Here is a 17,117-nt window from a genome sequence, read left to right on the forward strand (position 1 = left end):
CAATGACCGAACTGATCAAGCACTCCGCCTCCGCACTGGCCGGGCTCCTCTCCTCAGGTGAGGTCAGCTCCGTTGAGGCGACCAAGGCACACCTCGACCACATCGAGGCCGTCGACACCGACGTGCACGCTTTCCTGCACATCGCAGGCGACGCAGCCCTCGCCACCGCAGCCCTCGTTGACGCACGCCGTGCCGCTGGTGAGAAGCTCGGCCCGCTCGCGGGCGTGCCGATCGCCATCAAGGACGTCCTGGCGACCAAGGACATGCCGACCACCTCTGGGTCGAAGATCCTTGAAGGCTGGATTCCGCCCTACGACGCCACGGTCGTCGCGCGCCTGCGTGCCGCAAACCTGATTCCCCTCGGCAAGACCAACATGGACGAGTTCGCCATGGGGTCATCCACAGAGCACTCCGCATACGGCCCCACCAGGAACCCCTGGAACCTTGAGCGCATCCCCGGCGGCTCCGGTGGCGGTTCCGCCGCTGCCGTCAGCGCGTTCGAAGCTCCGCTTGCCCTCGGCAGCGACACCGGTGGATCGATCAGGCAGCCCGCAGCCGTCACCGGTTCCGTCGGCGTCAAGCCCAGCTACGGCGGGGTGTCCCGCTACGGCGCCATCGCGCTGGCGTCATCACTCGACCAGGTCGGCCCCGTCTCCCGCACCGTCCTCGACGCTGCCATGCTGCACGATGTCATCGGCGGCCACGACCCGCTCGACTCGACCTCCCTCACCGACGCCTGGCCATCCATGACGGATGCCGCCCTCGCCGGTCTGAAGGACGGCGCGCTGAAGGGCGTGCGCGTCGGTGTCATCAAAGAACTCTCCGGTGCTGGCTTCCAGCCCGGTGTCACCCAGCGCTTCAACGAGACGCTGGCCATGCTGGCCGCTGCAGGCGCAGAGATCACCGAGGTCAGCACCCCTCACGTCGAGTATGCGGTTGCCGCGTACTACCTGATTCTCCCGGCTGAAGCCTCGAGCAACCTGGCGCGCTTCGACTCCGTCAGGTTCGGCATTCGGGTGAACCCCGAAGAGGGCTCACTCACGAGCGAGCGCGTCATGGCTGCGACCCGTGAGGCCGGCTTCGGTCCAGAGGTCAAGCGCCGCATCATCCTCGGCACATACGCCCTCTCCGCGGGCTACTACGACGCGTACTACGGCAGCGCCCAGAAGGTTCGCACGCTCATCCAGCGCGACTTCGACGCAGCGTTCGAGAAGGTCGACGTCCTGGTGTCCCCGAGCGCGCCGACGACGGCATTCAAGTTCGGCGAGAAGCTCGAAGACCCGATGGCGATGTACCTGAACGACATCACGACGATTCCCGCGAACCTGGCCGGTATCCCCGGAATGGGACTTCCCATGGGCCTCGCGCCGGAGGACGGCCTGCCCGTCGGCCTGCAGGTTATGGCACCGGTTCGCCAGGACGCGCGTCTCTACACGTTCGGAGCCGCTGTCGAAGCACTGCTTGAGGCGAACTGGGGTCACACCCTGCTCAGCCAGGCGCCGTCACTGACGTCCATTGAAATGTTTGCCAGCGAAGAAGGGGCCCTCTAATGGCGAAGGCTGAATTGATGGACTACGACAAGGCCATCGAGCTGTACGAACCGGTACTCGGGTTCGAAGTACACGTCGAACTCAACACCAAGACCAAGATGTTCTGCGGCTGCGCAAACGAATTCGGCCAGGGTGCGAACACGAACACCTGCCCGACCTGCCTCGGCCTCCCCGGCGGCCTGCCCCAGGTGAACCAGAAGGCCATCGAGTCCAGCATCCGCCTCGGCCTCGCCCTTGGTTGCGAGATCGCGGAGAGCTCGCGGTTCGCACGCAAGAACTACTTCTACCCGGACACCGCGAAGAACTTCCAGACCTCGCAGTACGACGAGCCCATCGCCTTCAACGGATCGCTCACCATCGAACTGGCCAACGGCCGCCAGGTCACCGTCGACATCGAGCGCGCCCACATGGAGGACGACGCAGGCAAGCTCACCCACAAGGGTGGCGCGACGGGTCGCATCCAGGGTGCTGACTACTCGCTCGTCGACTACAACCGCGGCGGCGTTCCGCTCGTTGAGATCGTAACGCGCATGATCGAGGGCGGCGAAGCTGACTCCCCGGAGATCGGCAAGACCTACGTCGCCGCCGTGCGCGAGATCGTTAAGGCACTCGGCGTGTCCAACGCCCGCATGGAAGAGGGAAACGTGCGTTGCGACGCCAACGTCTCCCTGCGCCCGCGCGGTTCGAACGTGCTCGGCACGCGCACGGAAACCAAGAACGTCAACTCGCTTCGTTCCGTCGAGCGTGCGGTTCGCTACGAGATCCAGCGTCAGGCTGCCGTGCTCTCCGCCGGTGGCACCATCACGCAGGAGACCAGGCACTGGCACGAAGACACCGGACGCACGTCGGCCGGTCGTCCGAAGTCGGATGCTGATGACTACCGTTACTTCCCGGAACCAGACCTGCTGCCCGTCGCGCCGTCGCGCGAATGGGTCGAGGAACTGCGCCTGACCCTGCCGGAGCCTCCTGCGGAACGTCGCAAGCGCCTGCAGGCCGACTGGGGCTTCGCAGCCCTCGAGTTCCAGGACGTCGTCAACTCCGACCTCCTCGACGTCGTCGAGGCCACCGTCGCCGCTGGTGCCCCAGCGCAGTCCGCACGCAAGTGGTGGACCGGCGAGATCGCCAGGCTCGCCAACGCGCAGGGCGTTACCCCTGATTCCCTCGTCGAGCCGGCGCAGGTTGCCGCGCTCATCGAACTCGTTGAGGCCGGCACGCTGACCGACCGCCTCGCCCGTCAGGTGCTGGAGGGCGTCATCGCCGGAGAGGGCACCCCGACAGAGGTCGTCGCCTCTCGTGGTCTCGCTGTTGTTTCAGACGATGGCGCGTTGATCGCCGCCATTGACGAGGCTCTCGCGAGCCAGCCCGACGTGCTTGCGAAGATCCAGGATGGCAAGGTGCAGGCCGCTGGCGCCGTCATCGGCGCTGTCATGAAGGCTATGAAGGGTCAGGCAGATGCCGCTCGCGTGCGCGAGCTGGTGCTTGAGCGCGCTTCGGCCGCCGTCTAATCATGATCAGGAAGCGCGACAAGTCGGCAGGGTCCGCCGCTGAACCGAACCCCGCAGCAGACGGCCAGGAATCGGGATCCGCTGTGGTGTTCGGTGTTGGCGCCCAGGTGATCGTGCGGCTGGACCGGAGTGTATATCCGGATTCGACCGTACAGGACCCGAGCGCTGTCATCGTGGCTTCGGGCGACATGACCGGCGGTGGGCTGTTCGCTCCGACGTCCATTCGCGACGCTGTCTGGGTGGTTGAATTCGACGAGCCGTTTTACGCGCTTGACGGGTCAGGACCCTTCGAGACGGCACGCGTGGCGTCCAGCTCACTGTCGGCTGCACCGGAATGGCACGCGCCGTGAATGCAATGTCTGCGCGGTCTCCCTCGAAGTCTGAGATCAGGCGCTGGCGCCGCTACCTGGCCGATGAGCAGGCAGAGGCCGCCGTGTATCGCGATCTTGCCGGTCGCCGCTCAGGTGAAGAACGCGAGATCTTGCTCGCCCTCGCCGAGGCGGAGGGTCGACACGAGGCGCACTGGCGTGAACTGCTCGGCGACCAGGTAGGACCAGAGCGCCCAGGCGCGCTTCGTACCCGCATGCTGGGGTTCCTCGCGCGTCGATTCGGGTCGGTGTTCGTACTGGCCCTTGCCCAGTCGGCAGAATCCCGGTCGCCGTACACGGCTGACGTCGATGCAACGGATGCCATGGCTGCCGACGAGCGCATCCACGAAGAGGTCGTGCGCAGCCTGGCTGCGCGCGGCCGAATGCGGCTCTCAGGCACGTTCCGTGCGGCTGTCTTCGGCGTCAACGACGGACTCGTCAGCAACCTGGCGCTCGTTCTCGGTATTGGGGCGACCGGCGTGCCTGCTGCGACGATCCTGTTCACCGGCATCGCCGGCCTGCTGGCCGGTGCGCTGTCGATGGGTGCGGGGGAGTACGTTTCCGTGCGATCGCAGCGGGAACTTCTGGAGGCATCCACTCCGAACCCAGCGACGAGGGAGATCCTGCCGCACCTCGACCTGGAAGCCAACGAACTCACGCTGGTTTACCGCGCCAGGGGCATGGCCCCAGATGAAGCAGCGAAGCATGCTCGTGAAGTATTGCTCGCGGTCGCCATCCAGACTGGGCCGATCAGCACTGCCGGCCTCGCCTCGCCCGATGAAGATCCCATCGATGAGCACGAAGCGATCGGCAACGGGCTGAGCGCTGCCATCTCCAGCTTCTGCTTCTTCGCCTCCGGCGCCCTGCTGCCCGTGCTGCCGTACCTGTTCGGTCTTGACGGACTCGCAGCCATCGTCGTGGCATCCGTGCTGGTGGGTCTCGCCCTGCTCGCCACCGGTGCTGTCGTCGGAGTGCTCTCCGGTGCCCCGCCGCTCAAGCGCGCCATCCGGCAGTTGCTGATCGGATTTGGTGCAGCGGCCGTCACCTACGTTCTCGGCCTGTTGTTCGGAACGACCGGCATCTAGCGACTGCAGCCCCTGGGTTTCGTGCTCGTCGAGCGTGACGCCCAGGGGCTGTTCATCACCCAGCTGTTTCCATATGCTGTGGCCAGGATGCTTTTGGCCTGCGGCAGAGAGGCAGCACTGGTGACAGTTGAGACGCCGGCACTCCGGTTGACGGGACTCACGAAGGCGTTCGGCGCGCTGCAGGCCGTCGATCACCTCGACCTCGACATCGCGGCCGGTGAGTTCTTCTCGATGCTCGGCCCCTCAGGGTCTGGCAAGACCACCGTGCTGCGCCTGATCGCCGGGTTCGAGCAACCGACCAGCGGCACCATCGAGCTGTTCGGCCAGGATGTGACGTCGAACGCGCCGTTTGACCGTGATGTGAACACGGTCTTCCAGGACTATGCGCTTTTCCCACATATGAACGTCGTGGACAACGTTGCCTATGGGCTGCGGGTGCGCGGCGTTGGGAAGAAAGAGCGCAGGGCGCGTGCCATGGAAGCCCTGGAGAAGGTGCGGCTGGGCACATTCGGCGACCGCAAGCCGTCGCAGCTTTCCGGCGGACAGCGCCAGCGGGTCGCCCTGGCGAGGGCAACCGTCGTCGCCCCCAAAGTGCTGTTGCTCGACGAGCCGCTGGGCGCACTTGACCTGAAGCTGCGTGAACAGATGCAGGTCGAGCTCAAGGAGATTCAGCGCGACCTGGGGATCACCTTCGTCTTCGTCACCCATGACCAGGAGGAAGCGCTGACGCTCAGCGACCGGATCGCCGTGTTCAACGACGGGAAGATCGAGCAGCTTGGCACCCCCGCAGAGATCTATGATCGTCCGGCGTCTCCGTTCGTCGCCAGGTTCGTCGGCACGTCAAACGTCTTCACCGATGTGATGTCGCAGCAGTTGCTCGGCCGCGCTGGCACTCACTCCGTGCGACCGGAGAAGGTGACTGTTGGCCGGGCGGGGGCAGCCCTGGTGACCGATCGGAGCGCGGCAGGGACCCTCGCAGAAGTCATCTACGTGGGAAGCGGAACGCGGCTCATCATCGACCTCGATGCGGGGCAACGGGTGACCGCTCTCGAGCAGAACGATACCCACCGGGTGGGGGAAGACCAGCGCGGAGAGCGCGTGAATGTGGGGTGGAACGATCGCGACGTCGTGGTCCTGGTGGCCGCCGACATCTCCGAACCTCATTCTGCAACCGGCTCGGTCCCTCCTCCTGCACTGACCCATCAAGAGAACTGACCCATCAAGAGAACTGACCCATCAAGAGAACTGCTGCATCACGAAAACTGACCCATCGAACAATGGAGAACGCAATGAAACGGCACACAGCACACCGCACGTCATCTGCACTCATGAGCGGCCTTGCACTGGCGTCCGTCGCAGCGCTTCTCACCGCCTGCGGTACGTCAGGCGGAACATCGAGCGAAACTGCGGCGATGACGGAGCTCGGCGAGAACGAAGAGTCCGTCTCCATCCTCGCCTGGCCCGGCTACGTCGAAGACGGCAGCAACGATCCCAGCGTCGACTGGGTGAGCGCGTTCGAGGAAGACACGGGATGCGCGGTCACCACCAAGACGTACGGTACCTCCGACGAGGCGTTCAACCTGATGAAGACCGGCGAGTACGACGTTGTCGCCGCATCGGGCGACGCGTCGCTCCGGCTGGTGGCCGCTGGCGACGTCGCACCCGTCAACACCGACCTCATCCCGAACTACGAGGGCATCTACGACTTCCTGAAGATGCAGTCGTGGAACAGTGTTGACGGCGTCTCATACGGCATCCCGCATGGCTACGGAGCCAACCTCCTCATGTACAACACGGAAGTGGTGAGCCCGGCCCCCACCTCGTGGGACGTCGTCTTCGACAAGTCGTCCGACTATGCAGGCAAAGTCACCGCCTATGACTCACCTATCTACATAGCGGATGCCGCCGTCTACCTCATGGCTCACCAGCCAGACCTCGGCATCCAGAACCCGTATGCCCTTGACGAGACGCAGCTCGCCGCAGCAGTTGACCTGCTCAAGCAGCAGCGCCCGAATGTCAGCGAGTACTGGTCTGACTACCTCAAGGCGATCCAGGCATTCGAGACCGGCGATTCCGTCGTCGGCACCACCTGGCAGGTCATCAAGAACTCACTCGCCGAGGGAACGCCGGCTGACGTCGTCCTCCCAGACGAGGGAGTGACGGGGTGGTCTGACACCTGGATGATCGCATCGAAGGCGAAGAGTCCCAACTGCGCCTACGCGTGGCTGAACTACATGGCTAGCCCGGAGGCGAACGCGCAGGCGACGGAGTACTTCGGTGAGGCACCGTCGAACCAGGCGGCCTGCGACTTCACGACGAACCCAGACCAGTGCGAGCTCTTCCACGCCGGCGATGAAGAGTACGCCTCGAAGATCTGGTACTGGTCAACACCCATCGCGGAGTGCCTGGATGGACGAACGGATGTCACGTGCACCGACTACTCCGCATGGACGACGGCCTGGCAGGAGATCAAGGGCTAGCGGGCCAGGCGAGCACAGGCTCATGAGTGCCGATCGGTCCTCCGCCCTGGTCGCGGTTCCTGTGCCACGGGATTCGCTGGCCAGGCGAGGATCGATTTTCCTGAGCAAACACCCGCGGGTGCGGTTGACGCTGCTGATCACCGCGCCGCTGTTCTGGCTCGGCCTGGTCTACGTCGTCGCTCTGGCAGCGTTGCTCATCACAGCGCTCTGGACGGTCGACAGTTTCACCGGGCAGATCTCACAGACCTGGACACTCGACAACATCATCACCGTGCTGACCGGGCAGCTGTACCAGGTGGTGACAGTTCGCACGGTGGGTGTCGCGCTCCTCGTGACGCTCATCGACGTGGCGATCGCCCTGCCCATCGCGTTCTTCATGGCGAAGGTGGCCAGTTCGCGCATGCAGCGCATCCTGGTGGTCGCGGTGCTGATGCCGCTCTGGGCCAGCTATCTGGTCAAGGCCTACGCGTGGCGCTCCGTGCTCTCCCAGGACGGCATCTTCGAATGGCTGGTCGCGCCGTTTGGCGGAGAGACCCCTGGCTACGGCCTGACCGCCACCATCATCACGCTGTCGTACCTGTGGCTGCCGTACGTGATTCTGCCGATCTATGCCGGACTGGAACGCGTGCCTGACTCACTGCTTGAGGCGTCGGGCGACCTGGGCGGCAAGACGTGGTCGACGCTCAGGCTGATCGTGCTGCCGATGATCTGGCCGGCCATCATTGCCGGCTCGATCTTCAGCTTCTCGCTGTCGCTCGGCGACTACATCACCGTCAATATCGTCGGCGGCGCCAACCAGATGCTGGGCAATCTCGTCTACTCGAATGTCGGTGCGGCCAATAACCTGCCCCTCGCTGCAGCAATCGCCCTCATCCCGATCGTGATCATCTTCGGGTACCTGGCCCTGGTTCGCCGCACCGGTGCCCTCAACAACCTCTAGGAGACTCTCGTGCGACTCAGCCGTCCGTCCAGGGTCATCCTGGGCGCTGTCACCGTGGTGATCCTCTTAGTCATCTACCTGCCGCTGGCCGTGGTCCTGATCAACTCGTTCAGCACCAGCCAGAACCTCACCTGGCCGCCCCCAGGCCTGACCCTTGAATGGTGGGGCAAGGCGTTCCAGAGCCAGGGTGCACTGGATGCCGTGGTGACGAGCCTGCAGGTCGCGGTGTTGGCGACGGCAGTGTCGCTGGTGCTTGGCACCCTCATCTCCCTCGGCCTGCAACGATTCGAGTTCTTCGGTCGTGATGCCATCAGCCTGCTGGTCATCCTGCCGATCGCGTTGCCGGGAATCATCACTGGTCTCGCGCTCAACAACGGATTTCGTACGATCCTCGGGATTCAGCTGTCGGTCGTCACGGTCGTCATCGCTCACGCCACCTTCTGCATCGTGACGGTGTTCAACAATGTGATCGCGCGCCTTCGCCGGCTGGGTACCAATTTCGAAGACGCCAGCGCCGATTTGGGCGCTGGCCTGTGGACCACGTTCAGGCTGGTGACGTTCCCGCAGCTACGGTCGGCGCTTTTAGCCGGGGGACTGTTGGCGTTCGCCCTCAGCTTCGACGAGATCATCGTGACGACGTTCACCGCCGGTTCTGGGGTCACCACATTGCCAATCTGGATCCTGAACAACCTGTTCAGGCCCAACCAGGCGCCGATCGTGAACGTCATAGCCGTCGTGATGGTCCTGGTCTCCATCATTCCGATCTATGTCGCCCAGCGCCTGGCCGGTGCTGAACGGATGACGCGCTAGCGCTGGCGGTCGTCTAACGCTGGCGGTCGTCTAACGCTGGCGGTCGTCTAACTCCGGCGGTCGTCGCGCCCCGTCAGGGCGAGCAGGCGTGACTGGAGCGGGGCATCGTCTGGCAGTGGAATCGGAGAATCGAACAGGCCACTGGCCTCCAGGGTGTCCTTCTGTGGCACGAACACCGACCACACGGCCTCGACGAGCGCGTGGTCGAGCTGTTCATCCGCCCCGCTGGCGCGCGCCAGGTCCCAGCTGTGGATGGTGACATCCGACACCTGTTCGCTCAGGTAGTCCGCAACGCTCACGGTCCCGTATGAGAGCTGAACGTCCGCTTTTAATGGCGTTGACTGCCAGGCCTCCGTGGCCAGCGCAGAGTAGGTGTGCCATTCGGCGCTGAGGTCCGGGCCGAGCGGGCGCAGCTGACGGCGGGCCTCGATGATCGAGGCTCCGGCCAGGAGCGGCGGAATCCACTGTTGCTCCTGCACGACGTGCCGCACCAGGTCGCGCACGGTCCACAGGGTGTCGGGAGTGGGAGCATCCCAGTCGGTTATTGCCGCTACCCGTTTGCTGAACTCTGCGTGGGCCTTCTTCTGCAGTTCGAGCCAGTTGAAATCGGTGATGACGGTCATGTGCTGCTCCTCGTACTCATTCAAAGTCGTACTCATTCACTGCTGGTGATCCAAAGCTGGTGATGAAGAATGCAAGCGACCAGGCACCCGCACTATTCCGTCAGCATTGCCCATTAAGGTCGGAATGTGAGCAAACAAGACGGCAGAGGCAGACAGGTCTCAGATTCAGCCGTCGACGACAGTACGGCGACGGTACTCCACATTGATATGGATGCCTTTTTCGCCTCAGTCGAGTTGCTCGCGTACCCAGAGCTTCGAGACAAGCCGGTTATCGTCGGCCACCGCGGCGGTCGTTCCGTTGTCACTGCCGCGAACTACGTGGCCAGGCGATATGGCGTGAACTCCGCCATGCCGATGTCGATGGCGCTCCGTCGCTGCCCGGCCGCTGTCGTGCTCGAACCGCACATGGAGCGGTACAAGGATTACTCCAACCGCGTCATGAAGATCTTCGGCGACATCACCCCGCTCGTCGAACCGCTCAGCATCGACGAGGCATTCCTCAGCGTTGCCGGCTCCCGCCTGGTGCACGGCTCTCCGGCTGAGATCGGTGCGCTCATCCGTCGTCGGGTTGAAGCCGAGACGGGGCTGACCTGTTCGGTTGGCGCTGCATCCACTAAATTCGTCGCGAAGCTGGCCTCGAGCATGGCCAAACCCAACGGCTTGCTCGTCGTTCCTCACGACGACACCGTCGCCTTCCTGCATCCGTTGCCTGTTTCAGCGCTGTGGGGAGTCGGGGCTGCAACGGAGCAGTCACTGACGCGCCTCGGACTCCGCACCGTCGGGGACCTCGCCCAGACGCCGTTGTCAGTGTTGACGTCTGCGGTGGGTGAGGCCTCCGGCAGGAAGCTTCACGACCTGGCGTGGGGGAGGGACCCCCGGTCTGTGACGGTGGAACGCGAAGAGAAGAGCATCGGGCACGAGATCACCTTCGAACACGACGTGACCGACACGGCACGGCTGCGCAGCGAGATTCTGCGCCAGTCCGATGAGGTTGCCGCTCGGCTGCGGCGAGGTGGACTTGTCGCAAGGACGGTCGTGCTCAAACTGCGCTACGCCGATTTCAGTACCGTCACGCGGTCGCGCACGTTGGCGGAGTCGACGAATGTTGGGCGCCGCATCTCTGAGGAAGCGCAGGCCAGCTTCGAGACGCTCGCCGCTCGCGGAATTCGGGTTCGATTGATTGGCGTGCGCGTCGAGCAGCTGTCCGAAGAGGGCAGCCAGGGGTTCAGCCTGTGGGACCCGGATGATGATTGGCGTGAAGCAGAGCTGGCCGTCGATTCGGTCACCGAACGGTTCGGCCGCGGCATGATTCGCCCAGCGTCACAGCTCGGCGGCGGCAACCCCAGAAAAACACCCCCTTCACCGGGGCCTTAGTCGGGGTACCCTTGCCTCATGACGAATCTCGCCTTGAAGCTAGCTGAAAACGCACGCTCGATCGGTGTCTCATCCGCGTATGGAGAGGCCGTGCAGATTGAGGGCGTCACCGTGGTGCCTGTTGCTCTTGTCCAGTACGGATTTGGTGCTGGCGGCCAGGACGCTGGGGACCAGAACTCCGAGAAGGCTGACGGTTTCGGGGGCGGCGGCGGTGGCGGAGTGTCGATCCCGCTCGGTGTCTACATCAAGCACGGCACGTCGGTGCGATTCGACCCGAACATCATCGCGTTGCTGGCCGTCGGTATTCCCTTTGTCTGGGTCGCCGGCCGCGGGCTCGCTCGCGTGATCCGCGCTATCAAGCGCTAGCCAGGCGCGTCAGGTCTCCCTGGGCTTGAACATCCGCTGCCGGCGCTGACGGAGCTGTCTTTCGACGAGAACGACCAGAAAACTGGTCGCACCGTCAGAAGGGAAAGCGTCGTGTCCTTCGACTCAACCCGGTCGTCACAGGGCGCGCCAGAGCCTGAGGTTCGCACGACGGCTGGGGTGCTGCGCGGAAGGCGCGAGGCTGGACTGGCTGTCTTCCGCGGCGTCGCGTATGCACAGCCGCCGGTTGGTGCACTTCGATTTGCCGCCCCGCAGCCGGTACGAGGCTGGGCGGGGGTGCGGGCGGCTGTCGAGTACGGTCCACCGCCGCCGCAGCCCGGCGGCCTGTTCGGGACGGACGGGCTCGCGCAATCGGCTGCGGGCGATGACTGGCTTTCGGTCAACGTCTGGTCGCCAGATCCTGGCCGCAATGCTGCCCTGCCGGTGATGGTGTGGATCCCCGGGGGCGGCTACGTCATCGGAGCGTCCAGATTGCCGGAGTTCGATGGCGCACGGCTGGCCGCTGCCGGCGTCGTCGTGGTGACGCTCAACTATCGCTTGGGTATGGAGGGCTTCGCGCAGATTGACGGTGCGCCGGCCAATCGCGGCCTCCTCGACCAGGTCGCCGCGTTGCAGTGGGTGCACGACAACATCTTCGCCTTCGGCGGGGACCCAGATCGGATAACCATCTTCGGCCAGTCGGCAGGTGGCGGATCGGTCGCAGCCCTGCTGGCTATGCCGCGAGCGGCAGGGCTCTTTCGCCGCGCAATCGCCCAGAGCGTGCCTGGGACGTTCTTCTCGCCGGAACTCGCCGCGGATATCGCTGCCGCCTGCGCCGCTGAGCTTGGAGTGCCTCCCACGGTACCCGGCCTGTCCGCGGTTGCCCCGTCGCGGCTGCCCGCAGCGGGCGAGGCCGTCGCGGCGAAGATCGGCCGATGGCGGGATCGCTGGGGTCCGATCGCCCTCCGGCCCATCCCGTTCGCACCCGTCGTCGACGGCGACGTGCTGCCGGCGACTCCATGGGAGGCGTTGGCCAGCGGTGCCAGCCGGGATGAAGACCTGCTCGTCGGCCACGTCCGCGACGAGCATCGGCTGTTCAGCCTGATTGACGGCGTGCTCGGCCAGGTGACTGAGGAGCAAGCTGAGACTGCCCTGCGCACGCTGGCCCCCGACCATGACGGCGCCCGCCGCTACCGTGAGGCTTTCCCAGACGCCGGGCCTGAGGAGCTGTATGAACTGGTCAACGGTGACTGGTTGTTCCGCATGCCGACGCTTCACCTCGCCACTGCGCACGCCGTCGCCGGCGGCCGGACCTATCTCTACGAACTGACGTGGGCTTCCCCTGGGATGGGCGCCCTCGGCGCCTGCCATGGCCTCGACGTTCCGCTGGTCTTCGGCAACCTGAGCAGCGGCCAGCCGGCCATGCTGATTGGGGATGCCCCCTCAGTGCAGGTGGAGGCGGAGGCGCTGTCTGCTCGAATCCGCGCCGCCTGGACGGCGTTCGCTACCAATGGCGACCCAGGCTGGCCCACGTACGACACTGAGCATCGGCTTGTTCAACTCCTCGATACCGGCCCGGCCGTCACCGCCTACCCTGAGGAGGCCTCCCGGCTGCTGTGGGAGCATCACAGCTTCCCGGCGCTCCCGCTAATCGATCGGTAGCACGTCACAGCGGATGTCTGCTGCTCTCTCGTCGCGCGGCACGCCATAACACCGCGCGGTTACCGGTTTCGGGTTCGTGGGCCGAAGCGTGCCCAGAGGCGACCACGCCATCCGGGTCGTGGCGTCAGGAAGCGTGGCCAGCGCCATGGTCCGCGTACCGGCAGTCCCTTGAGGATTCGACGTCGCCTCAAGGTGAACGCGCGCAGCAGCAGCACCATGAGTCCGGCAAGGACCAGCAGGATCACGGTCACTCGGCAGGCCTCGATCGACGGGCACACTGCGCCACTGCCCGGATTTGTCCCATAGCTCGATTCTAGGCGGGGCTATAATCGAGGTGAACACGGGAGTCCGGTGAGCCGGGCTGAGAGGAAGCTTCTCAAGCTTCGACCGTCGAACCTGATCTGGATCATGCCAGCGCAGGAAGGCTTCTCTAACCCGTGCCCTGTATTAATCTACGGAAAGGGCACGATCAGTGCATTCATCACCCACCCTCCAGGCTGTCCCCGGCGCTAAAAACCCGACGAGAAGCTATCGATGGCGCGTCGTCGACATCGTCGTTGCCAGTGTGATCGGCGTCGCCAGCGGTCTCATCTTCGTGATCTGGAACCAGGCATCCAATCCGCTCAGCGGACTCTTGCAACCGGTGCTTCCAGGCCTCCAGGCGCTCCTCGGCGGCGGCTGGCTCTTCGCCGGCGTGCTCGGCGGCCTCGTGATCCGCAAACCGGGCGCGGCCATCTACACCGAGCTGCTGGCTGCAGTGGTGTCGACACTCGTCGGCAACCAATGGGCAGCTCTCACGCTCGTCTCCGGGATCGTGCAGGGACTGGGTGCGGAGCTCGTCTTCGCGCTGTTCCTGTACGCCAACTACCGGGTCTATGTCGCCGTTCTCGCGGGCGCAGGCGCAGGGCTCGCACTCGCCATCAATGACCTGGTGCTGTGGTACCCAGGATCTGCGTCTATCTTCGCCACCATCTACACCGTGTCCGCGATCGTGTCCGGCGCGGTGATCGCCGGCTTCCTGTCCTGGCTGGCCGCCAGAGGCCTGGCTCGCACCGGCGCCCTGAGCCGCTTCGCTTCCGGCAGGGAGGCCGGGAAGTTGGTGTGATGACGAGGTTGAATCACCCCACCAACAAGGGCGCTGGCGTCTCCGTGCAGGCCAGTGGCTGGGGCTGGCGCCATGCCGGGCGCGCAGCCTGGGCGCTGTCCGGGGTCGACTTCCACATCGAGCCTGGGGAGAAGGTGCTCCTGCTCGGCACATCCGGTGCCGGTAAATCGACGCTCATGCAGGCCATGGCCGGTGTGCTTGGGGGCGATGAGGAGGGCGAGGAGCGCGGAGAGCTTCGCCTCGACGGCCTCGACCCTCGGGCACGGCGCGGAGTCGCAGGCCTGGTTCTCCAGGACCCTGATTCCCAGGTGATCCTCGCCCGCGTCGGAGACGACGTTGCGTTCGGCTGCGAGAACCTCGGCGTGGAACGCGACGAGATTTGGCGCAGGGTCAACGACGCTGTGGAGTTGGTCGGGCTCGACCTGCCCCTGTCCCACCCGACATCACGGCTGTCAGGGGGCCAGAAGCAGCGCCTGGCCTTGGCCGGGGTACTCGCCATGCAACCGGGACTCGTCCTGCTCGATGAACCAACGGCCAATCTCGATCCGTCGGGCGTTCGCGAGGTGCGTGATTCTGTCGCGCGTGTCGTGGAGCGCACGAACGCCACGCTCATCGTGATCGAGCACAGGGTCTCGGTCTGGCAGGACCTCGTCGACCGGGTGATCGTGCTGGATGCCGGGGCCGGCGTCGTGGCTGACGGCACGCCGGACGACGTGTTGGGCGCAGAGGGCCAACGCCTCGCGGCCAGCGGCGTCTGGGTGCCCGGCATCCCGCATCCGCGTCTCACCCGTCGTCCTCTCGCGGAACGCGCACGCCGCGAGCCGCTGTTGACGTGCGAATCCCTGTCGATCGCGCGCACGAAAGACGTGATCGTTCAAGGCGGAATCGACCTGAGCGTCACCGCAGGTGAAGTGCAGCTCATCACCGGGGAGAACGGCGTCGGCAAGTCGACGCTTGCCCTGACCATTGCCGGGCTCCTGAAGCCGCCGGCCGGCCGGGTGCTCGCTTCGTCGTCCTTTGCGGACGGGGCGGGCGCCGAACCGATCAGGTGGTCCTCCACGCAACTGCTCCCGCGGATCGGCACGGTGTTTCAGGATCCGGAACACCAGTTCGTGGCCAGCACGGTGCGGGCGGAGCTCGCCGTCGGTCCGCGCCGGCTGAAGCTCGGCCAGGCACTCATCGACTCACGTGCCGGTGAGTTGCTGGACCGGCTCCGGCTATCGCACCTTGCGGAGGCGAATCCGTTCACGCTCTCCGGGGGAGAGAAGCGCAGACTCTCTGTCGCGACAGTGCTGGCCAGCCAACCCCAGCTGCTGGTTCTCGATGAGCCGACCTTCGGGCAGGACTTCCGCACCTGGCAGGAAATCGTGGGGCTGTTGGCCGGTCTGGCCGACGAGGGAACCGGAATCATCGCGGTCTCGCACGATGCCGACCTGATCGAGGCGCTGGCCGATCGCGTCTTCACCCTGGAGAGCACCAGCCCTGCGTCACGGTCGGACGCTGGATCGCCGTTCCCCCTGCGCACTGCGAGGTCGGCGACATGACGGACATCCTCACGCCGGAACGAGCTGACCTGGCCATCACCCGGATCAACCCTGTCGCCAAGCTCGCCGCGTCACTGCTCCTGGCCGGTGTGCTCGTGCTGACCATTGATTGGGTCTCCGCCGCGGTTGCGCTGGCCTGCGAGGCCGTGCTCTTCTTCTTCGCTGGTGTTTCATTCAAGACATTCATGCTGCGCACGCTGCCCATCTGGATCGCGGCTCCGGCCGCGGCGCTGACGACGCTGCTCTACGGACAGGCATCCGGCACCGTGTATTGGTCATTCGGATTTGTGCAGGTCACTGACGGCTCACTCGACCTGGCCATTGCGACGCTGCTTCGCATCCTGGCCATCGGCTTGCCCGCCGTCGTGCTCTTCATCACAGTCGACCCAACGGACCTGGCCGACGGCCTTGGCCAGGTCGTCAAGCTCCCCGCCCGGTTCGTGCTCGGCGGCCTCGCCGGACTTCGCCTCGTCGGCCTGTTCCTGGAAGACTGGCGTGCGCTTGAACTGGCCAGGCGGGCACGTGGCGTGGCTGACGGCTGGGCGCTTGCCCGCCTCGGCAGCCAGGCATTTGCCCTGCTGGTGCTCTCGATCAGGCGCGGCAGCAAGCTCGCAACGGCGATGGAAGCGCGCGGGTTCGGGGGAGACACCCCCCGCAGCTGGGCACGTGAATCGACGTTCGGGGCCAGGGAATGGGGCCTGGTCGGCATCGGCGGGCTGGTCGCGGCCATCGCCGTGACGGCCGCAGTCGCGAGCGGAAGCTGGAACTTTGTTCTCGGTTAAAAGTGAGGCTGCCCCGCCCCTGTGGCTCACGCCGTCGGCAACTGTCCGCCGGATTCAGCACGACATTTCGGAGGCAGGGGCGAGTGCCGTCGTTCTCATCGACGGACCAAGCGGGGCAGGCAAGAGCACGCTGGCCGACTATCTGGTCGCGACCTGGCGGGGTGCCGCGGTACCCCAGCTGGTGCGGCTCGATGACATCTACCCTGGCTGGAACGGCCTGGATGCCGCCGCCGAACAGGTGACCGCAGCACTCCTGCGCCCGCGGCGTGCGGGCGAGCCTGCGGGCTGGCAGCGCTGGGACTGGACGACGGGAACCGCAGCGGAGTGGCATCCGGTCGATGCTGCACGGCCGCTGATCGTCGAAGGCTGTGGCGCACTGGCCCGCGCGAACGCGCCTGTCAGCGACATCCGAATTTGGCTCGATGCCGATGAACACTCACGCAAGGAGCGCGCGTTGCTGCGCGACGGGGGCGCTTTCGACGCCTACTGGGACCAGTGGCAAGACGAGTGGGACACGTACTGCCTCCGCGAGAATCCCACGGAGTTGGCGACAGCCCGCCTGTATTCAACGGGTGCAGTCGAGTCCGCTCGGGACTAGGTTGGTGCCATGACAAGTCCTGACTCAGAAGCCACTCGCTACATTGCAGAGTTCATCGACGGTCCGCTCGAAGGGCAGGTTGACTCGCGCGTCTTCCTGCACGGAAAGCACCAACCGCGCATCAGCATGATCGCTGCCGTTGAAGGTCTGGAATCCGTGTTCTGGTACGACGAAGTCGACAGCAGGGATGTGCAGGGAGAGCTGCACGTGCGTTACTCCTTCGATGCCAGCGACAGCGACCCTGTGGCCGCTGACGAAGACGAAGAGCTCGAATACCCGTAACGGGGTGCGTAGGCCGCTGCGTGGGCTGCTGTGTGAGCTGACCCGA

Annotated in this window: 17 protein-coding genes and 1 riboswitch; of the genes, 16 read left to right on the plus strand and 1 reads right to left on the minus strand. The window is 65.2% G+C overall.

Annotation, left to right across the window (positions count from 1 at the left end; all coding sequences use genetic code 11):
- The first annotated feature begins 2 nt into the window (after positions 1-2).
- The 8 genes from gatA (at position 3) to AC25Z0_RS03315 (ending at position 8,738) form a co-directional block, all read left to right on the plus strand.
- The gene (gatA, locus tag AC25Z0_RS03280) at positions 3-1,550 is read left to right on the plus strand and encodes an Asp-tRNA(Asn)/Glu-tRNA(Gln) amidotransferase subunit GatA (protein WP_488118827.1); all 1,548 of its coding nucleotides are present in this window, start codon (positions 3-5) and stop codon (positions 1,548-1,550) included.
- Positions 1,550-3,055 (plus strand): Asp-tRNA(Asn)/Glu-tRNA(Gln) amidotransferase subunit GatB, encoded by a 1,506-nt coding sequence (gatB, locus tag AC25Z0_RS03285; RefSeq protein ID WP_488118828.1) that lies wholly within the window; start codon positions 1,550-1,552, stop codon positions 3,053-3,055. The genes gatA and gatB overlap by 1 nt, the downstream gene beginning before the upstream one ends.
- A 2-nt stretch (positions 3,056-3,057) precedes the next feature.
- Entirely contained in the window at positions 3,058-3,405 is a 348-nt protein-coding gene (locus AC25Z0_RS03290; RefSeq protein WP_488132295.1) for a hypothetical protein, read from the plus strand.
- Between the two features lie 5 nt (positions 3,406-3,410).
- The gene (locus tag AC25Z0_RS03295; RefSeq protein ID WP_488119512.1) at positions 3,411-4,508 is read left to right on the plus strand and encodes a VIT1/CCC1 transporter family protein; all 1,098 of its coding nucleotides are present in this window, start codon (positions 3,411-3,413) and stop codon (positions 4,506-4,508) included.
- A 120-nt stretch (positions 4,509-4,628) separates the two neighbouring features.
- Positions 4,629-5,723 (plus strand): ABC transporter ATP-binding protein, encoded by a 1,095-nt coding sequence (locus AC25Z0_RS03300; protein ID WP_488132296.1) that lies wholly within the window; start codon positions 4,629-4,631, stop codon positions 5,721-5,723.
- Between the two features lie 74 nt (positions 5,724-5,797).
- Positions 5,798-6,988 carry an ABC transporter substrate-binding protein gene (locus tag AC25Z0_RS03305; RefSeq protein ID WP_488132297.1) on the plus strand — a complete coding sequence of 397 codons (1,191 nt, stop codon included), beginning with the start codon at positions 5,798-5,800 and terminating at the stop codon, positions 6,986-6,988.
- 22 nt (positions 6,989-7,010) lie between these two features.
- The gene (locus tag AC25Z0_RS03310) at positions 7,011-7,928 is read left to right on the plus strand and encodes an ABC transporter permease (RefSeq protein ID WP_488118832.1); all 918 of its coding nucleotides are present in this window, start codon (positions 7,011-7,013) and stop codon (positions 7,926-7,928) included.
- A 9-nt stretch (positions 7,929-7,937) separates the two neighbouring features.
- Positions 7,938-8,738 carry an ABC transporter permease gene (locus tag AC25Z0_RS03315; RefSeq protein ID WP_488118833.1) on the plus strand — a complete coding sequence of 267 codons (801 nt, stop codon included), beginning with the start codon at positions 7,938-7,940 and terminating at the stop codon, positions 8,736-8,738.
- Positions 8,739-8,785: 47 nt separating this feature from the next.
- On the opposite strand, the gene AC25Z0_RS03320 is transcribed toward AC25Z0_RS03315, so the two are convergent.
- Positions 8,786-9,397 carry a TIGR03086 family metal-binding protein gene (locus tag AC25Z0_RS03320; protein ID WP_488132298.1) on the minus strand — a complete coding sequence of 204 codons (612 nt, stop codon included), beginning with the start codon at positions 9,395-9,397 and terminating at the stop codon, positions 8,786-8,788.
- A gap of 90 nt (positions 9,398-9,487) precedes the next feature.
- On the opposite strand from AC25Z0_RS03320, the gene AC25Z0_RS03325 reads away from it, so the two are divergent.
- From AC25Z0_RS03325 to AC25Z0_RS03360, 8 genes are all read left to right on the plus strand, one after another.
- Positions 9,488-10,735: a DNA polymerase IV gene (locus AC25Z0_RS03325; protein WP_488118835.1), complete on the plus strand. Its 1,248-nt coding sequence runs from the start codon at positions 9,488-9,490 to the stop codon at positions 10,733-10,735.
- A gap of 18 nt (positions 10,736-10,753) precedes the next feature.
- On the plus strand, positions 10,754-11,101 hold the full coding sequence (locus AC25Z0_RS03330) for a spore germination protein GerW family protein (RefSeq protein ID WP_488118836.1): 348 nt from the start codon (positions 10,754-10,756) through the stop codon (positions 11,099-11,101).
- Positions 11,102-11,212: 111 nt separating this feature from the next.
- Entirely contained in the window at positions 11,213-12,760 is a 1,548-nt protein-coding gene (locus AC25Z0_RS03335; protein ID WP_488132299.1) for a carboxylesterase/lipase family protein, read from the plus strand.
- A 339-nt stretch (positions 12,761-13,099) separates the two neighbouring features.
- A riboswitch (TPP riboswitch) is annotated at positions 13,100-13,200 on the plus strand.
- A 32-nt stretch (positions 13,201-13,232) separates the two neighbouring features.
- Positions 13,233-13,865: an ECF transporter S component gene (locus tag AC25Z0_RS03340; protein WP_488132300.1), complete on the plus strand. Its 633-nt coding sequence runs from the start codon at positions 13,233-13,235 to the stop codon at positions 13,863-13,865.
- Positions 13,865-15,409 carry an ABC transporter ATP-binding protein gene (locus AC25Z0_RS03345; protein WP_488132301.1) on the plus strand — a complete coding sequence of 515 codons (1,545 nt, stop codon included), beginning with the start codon at positions 13,865-13,867 and terminating at the stop codon, positions 15,407-15,409. The genes AC25Z0_RS03340 and AC25Z0_RS03345 overlap by 1 nt, the downstream gene beginning before the upstream one ends.
- Positions 15,406-16,191, plus strand: a complete 786-nt coding sequence (locus tag AC25Z0_RS03350) for an energy-coupling factor transporter transmembrane component T family protein (protein ID WP_488132302.1) — start codon at positions 15,406-15,408, stop codon at positions 16,189-16,191. Before AC25Z0_RS03345 ends, AC25Z0_RS03350 begins: the two co-directional genes overlap by 4 nt.
- The gene (locus AC25Z0_RS03355) at positions 16,178-16,789 is read left to right on the plus strand and encodes an AAA family ATPase (RefSeq protein ID WP_488132303.1); all 612 of its coding nucleotides are present in this window, start codon (positions 16,178-16,180) and stop codon (positions 16,787-16,789) included. Before AC25Z0_RS03350 ends, AC25Z0_RS03355 begins: the two co-directional genes overlap by 14 nt.
- A gap of 9 nt (positions 16,790-16,798) precedes the next feature.
- Positions 16,799-17,071, plus strand: a complete 273-nt coding sequence (locus tag AC25Z0_RS03360) for a hypothetical protein (protein WP_488118842.1) — start codon at positions 16,799-16,801, stop codon at positions 17,069-17,071.
- The last annotated feature ends 46 nt before the right edge of the window (positions 17,072-17,117 follow it).

Source organism: Leifsonia sp. Y862, assembly GCF_057669585.1.

Bases quoted from the DNA above. Each gene is read 5' to 3' on its own strand.
- gatA (WP_488118827.1), top strand. From the start codon at position 3: ATGACCGAACTGATCAAGCACTCCGCCTCCGCACTGGCCGGGCTCCTC.
- gatB (WP_488118828.1), top strand. From the start codon at position 1,550: ATGGCGAAGGCTGAATTGATGGACTACGACAAGGCCATCGAGCTGTAC.
- AC25Z0_RS03290 (WP_488132295.1), top strand. From the start codon at position 3,058: ATGATCAGGAAGCGCGACAAGTCGGCAGGGTCCGCCGCTGAACCGAAC.
- AC25Z0_RS03295 (WP_488119512.1), top strand. From the start codon at position 3,411: ATGTCTGCGCGGTCTCCCTCGAAGTCTGAGATCAGGCGCTGGCGCCGC.
- AC25Z0_RS03305 (WP_488132297.1), top strand. From the start codon at position 5,798: ATGAAACGGCACACAGCACACCGCACGTCATCTGCACTCATGAGCGGC.
- AC25Z0_RS03310 (WP_488118832.1), top strand. From the start codon at position 7,011: ATGAGTGCCGATCGGTCCTCCGCCCTGGTCGCGGTTCCTGTGCCACGG.
- AC25Z0_RS03320 (WP_488132298.1), bottom strand. From the start codon at position 9,397: ATGAGTACGACTTTGAATGAGTACGAGGAGCAGCACATGACCGTCATC.
- AC25Z0_RS03330 (WP_488118836.1), top strand. From the start codon at position 10,754: ATGACGAATCTCGCCTTGAAGCTAGCTGAAAACGCACGCTCGATCGGT.
- AC25Z0_RS03345 (WP_488132301.1), top strand. From the start codon at position 13,865: ATGACGAGGTTGAATCACCCCACCAACAAGGGCGCTGGCGTCTCCGTG.
- AC25Z0_RS03350 (WP_488132302.1), top strand. From the start codon at position 15,406: ATGACGGACATCCTCACGCCGGAACGAGCTGACCTGGCCATCACCCGG.
- AC25Z0_RS03360 (WP_488118842.1), top strand. From the start codon at position 16,799: ATGACAAGTCCTGACTCAGAAGCCACTCGCTACATTGCAGAGTTCATC.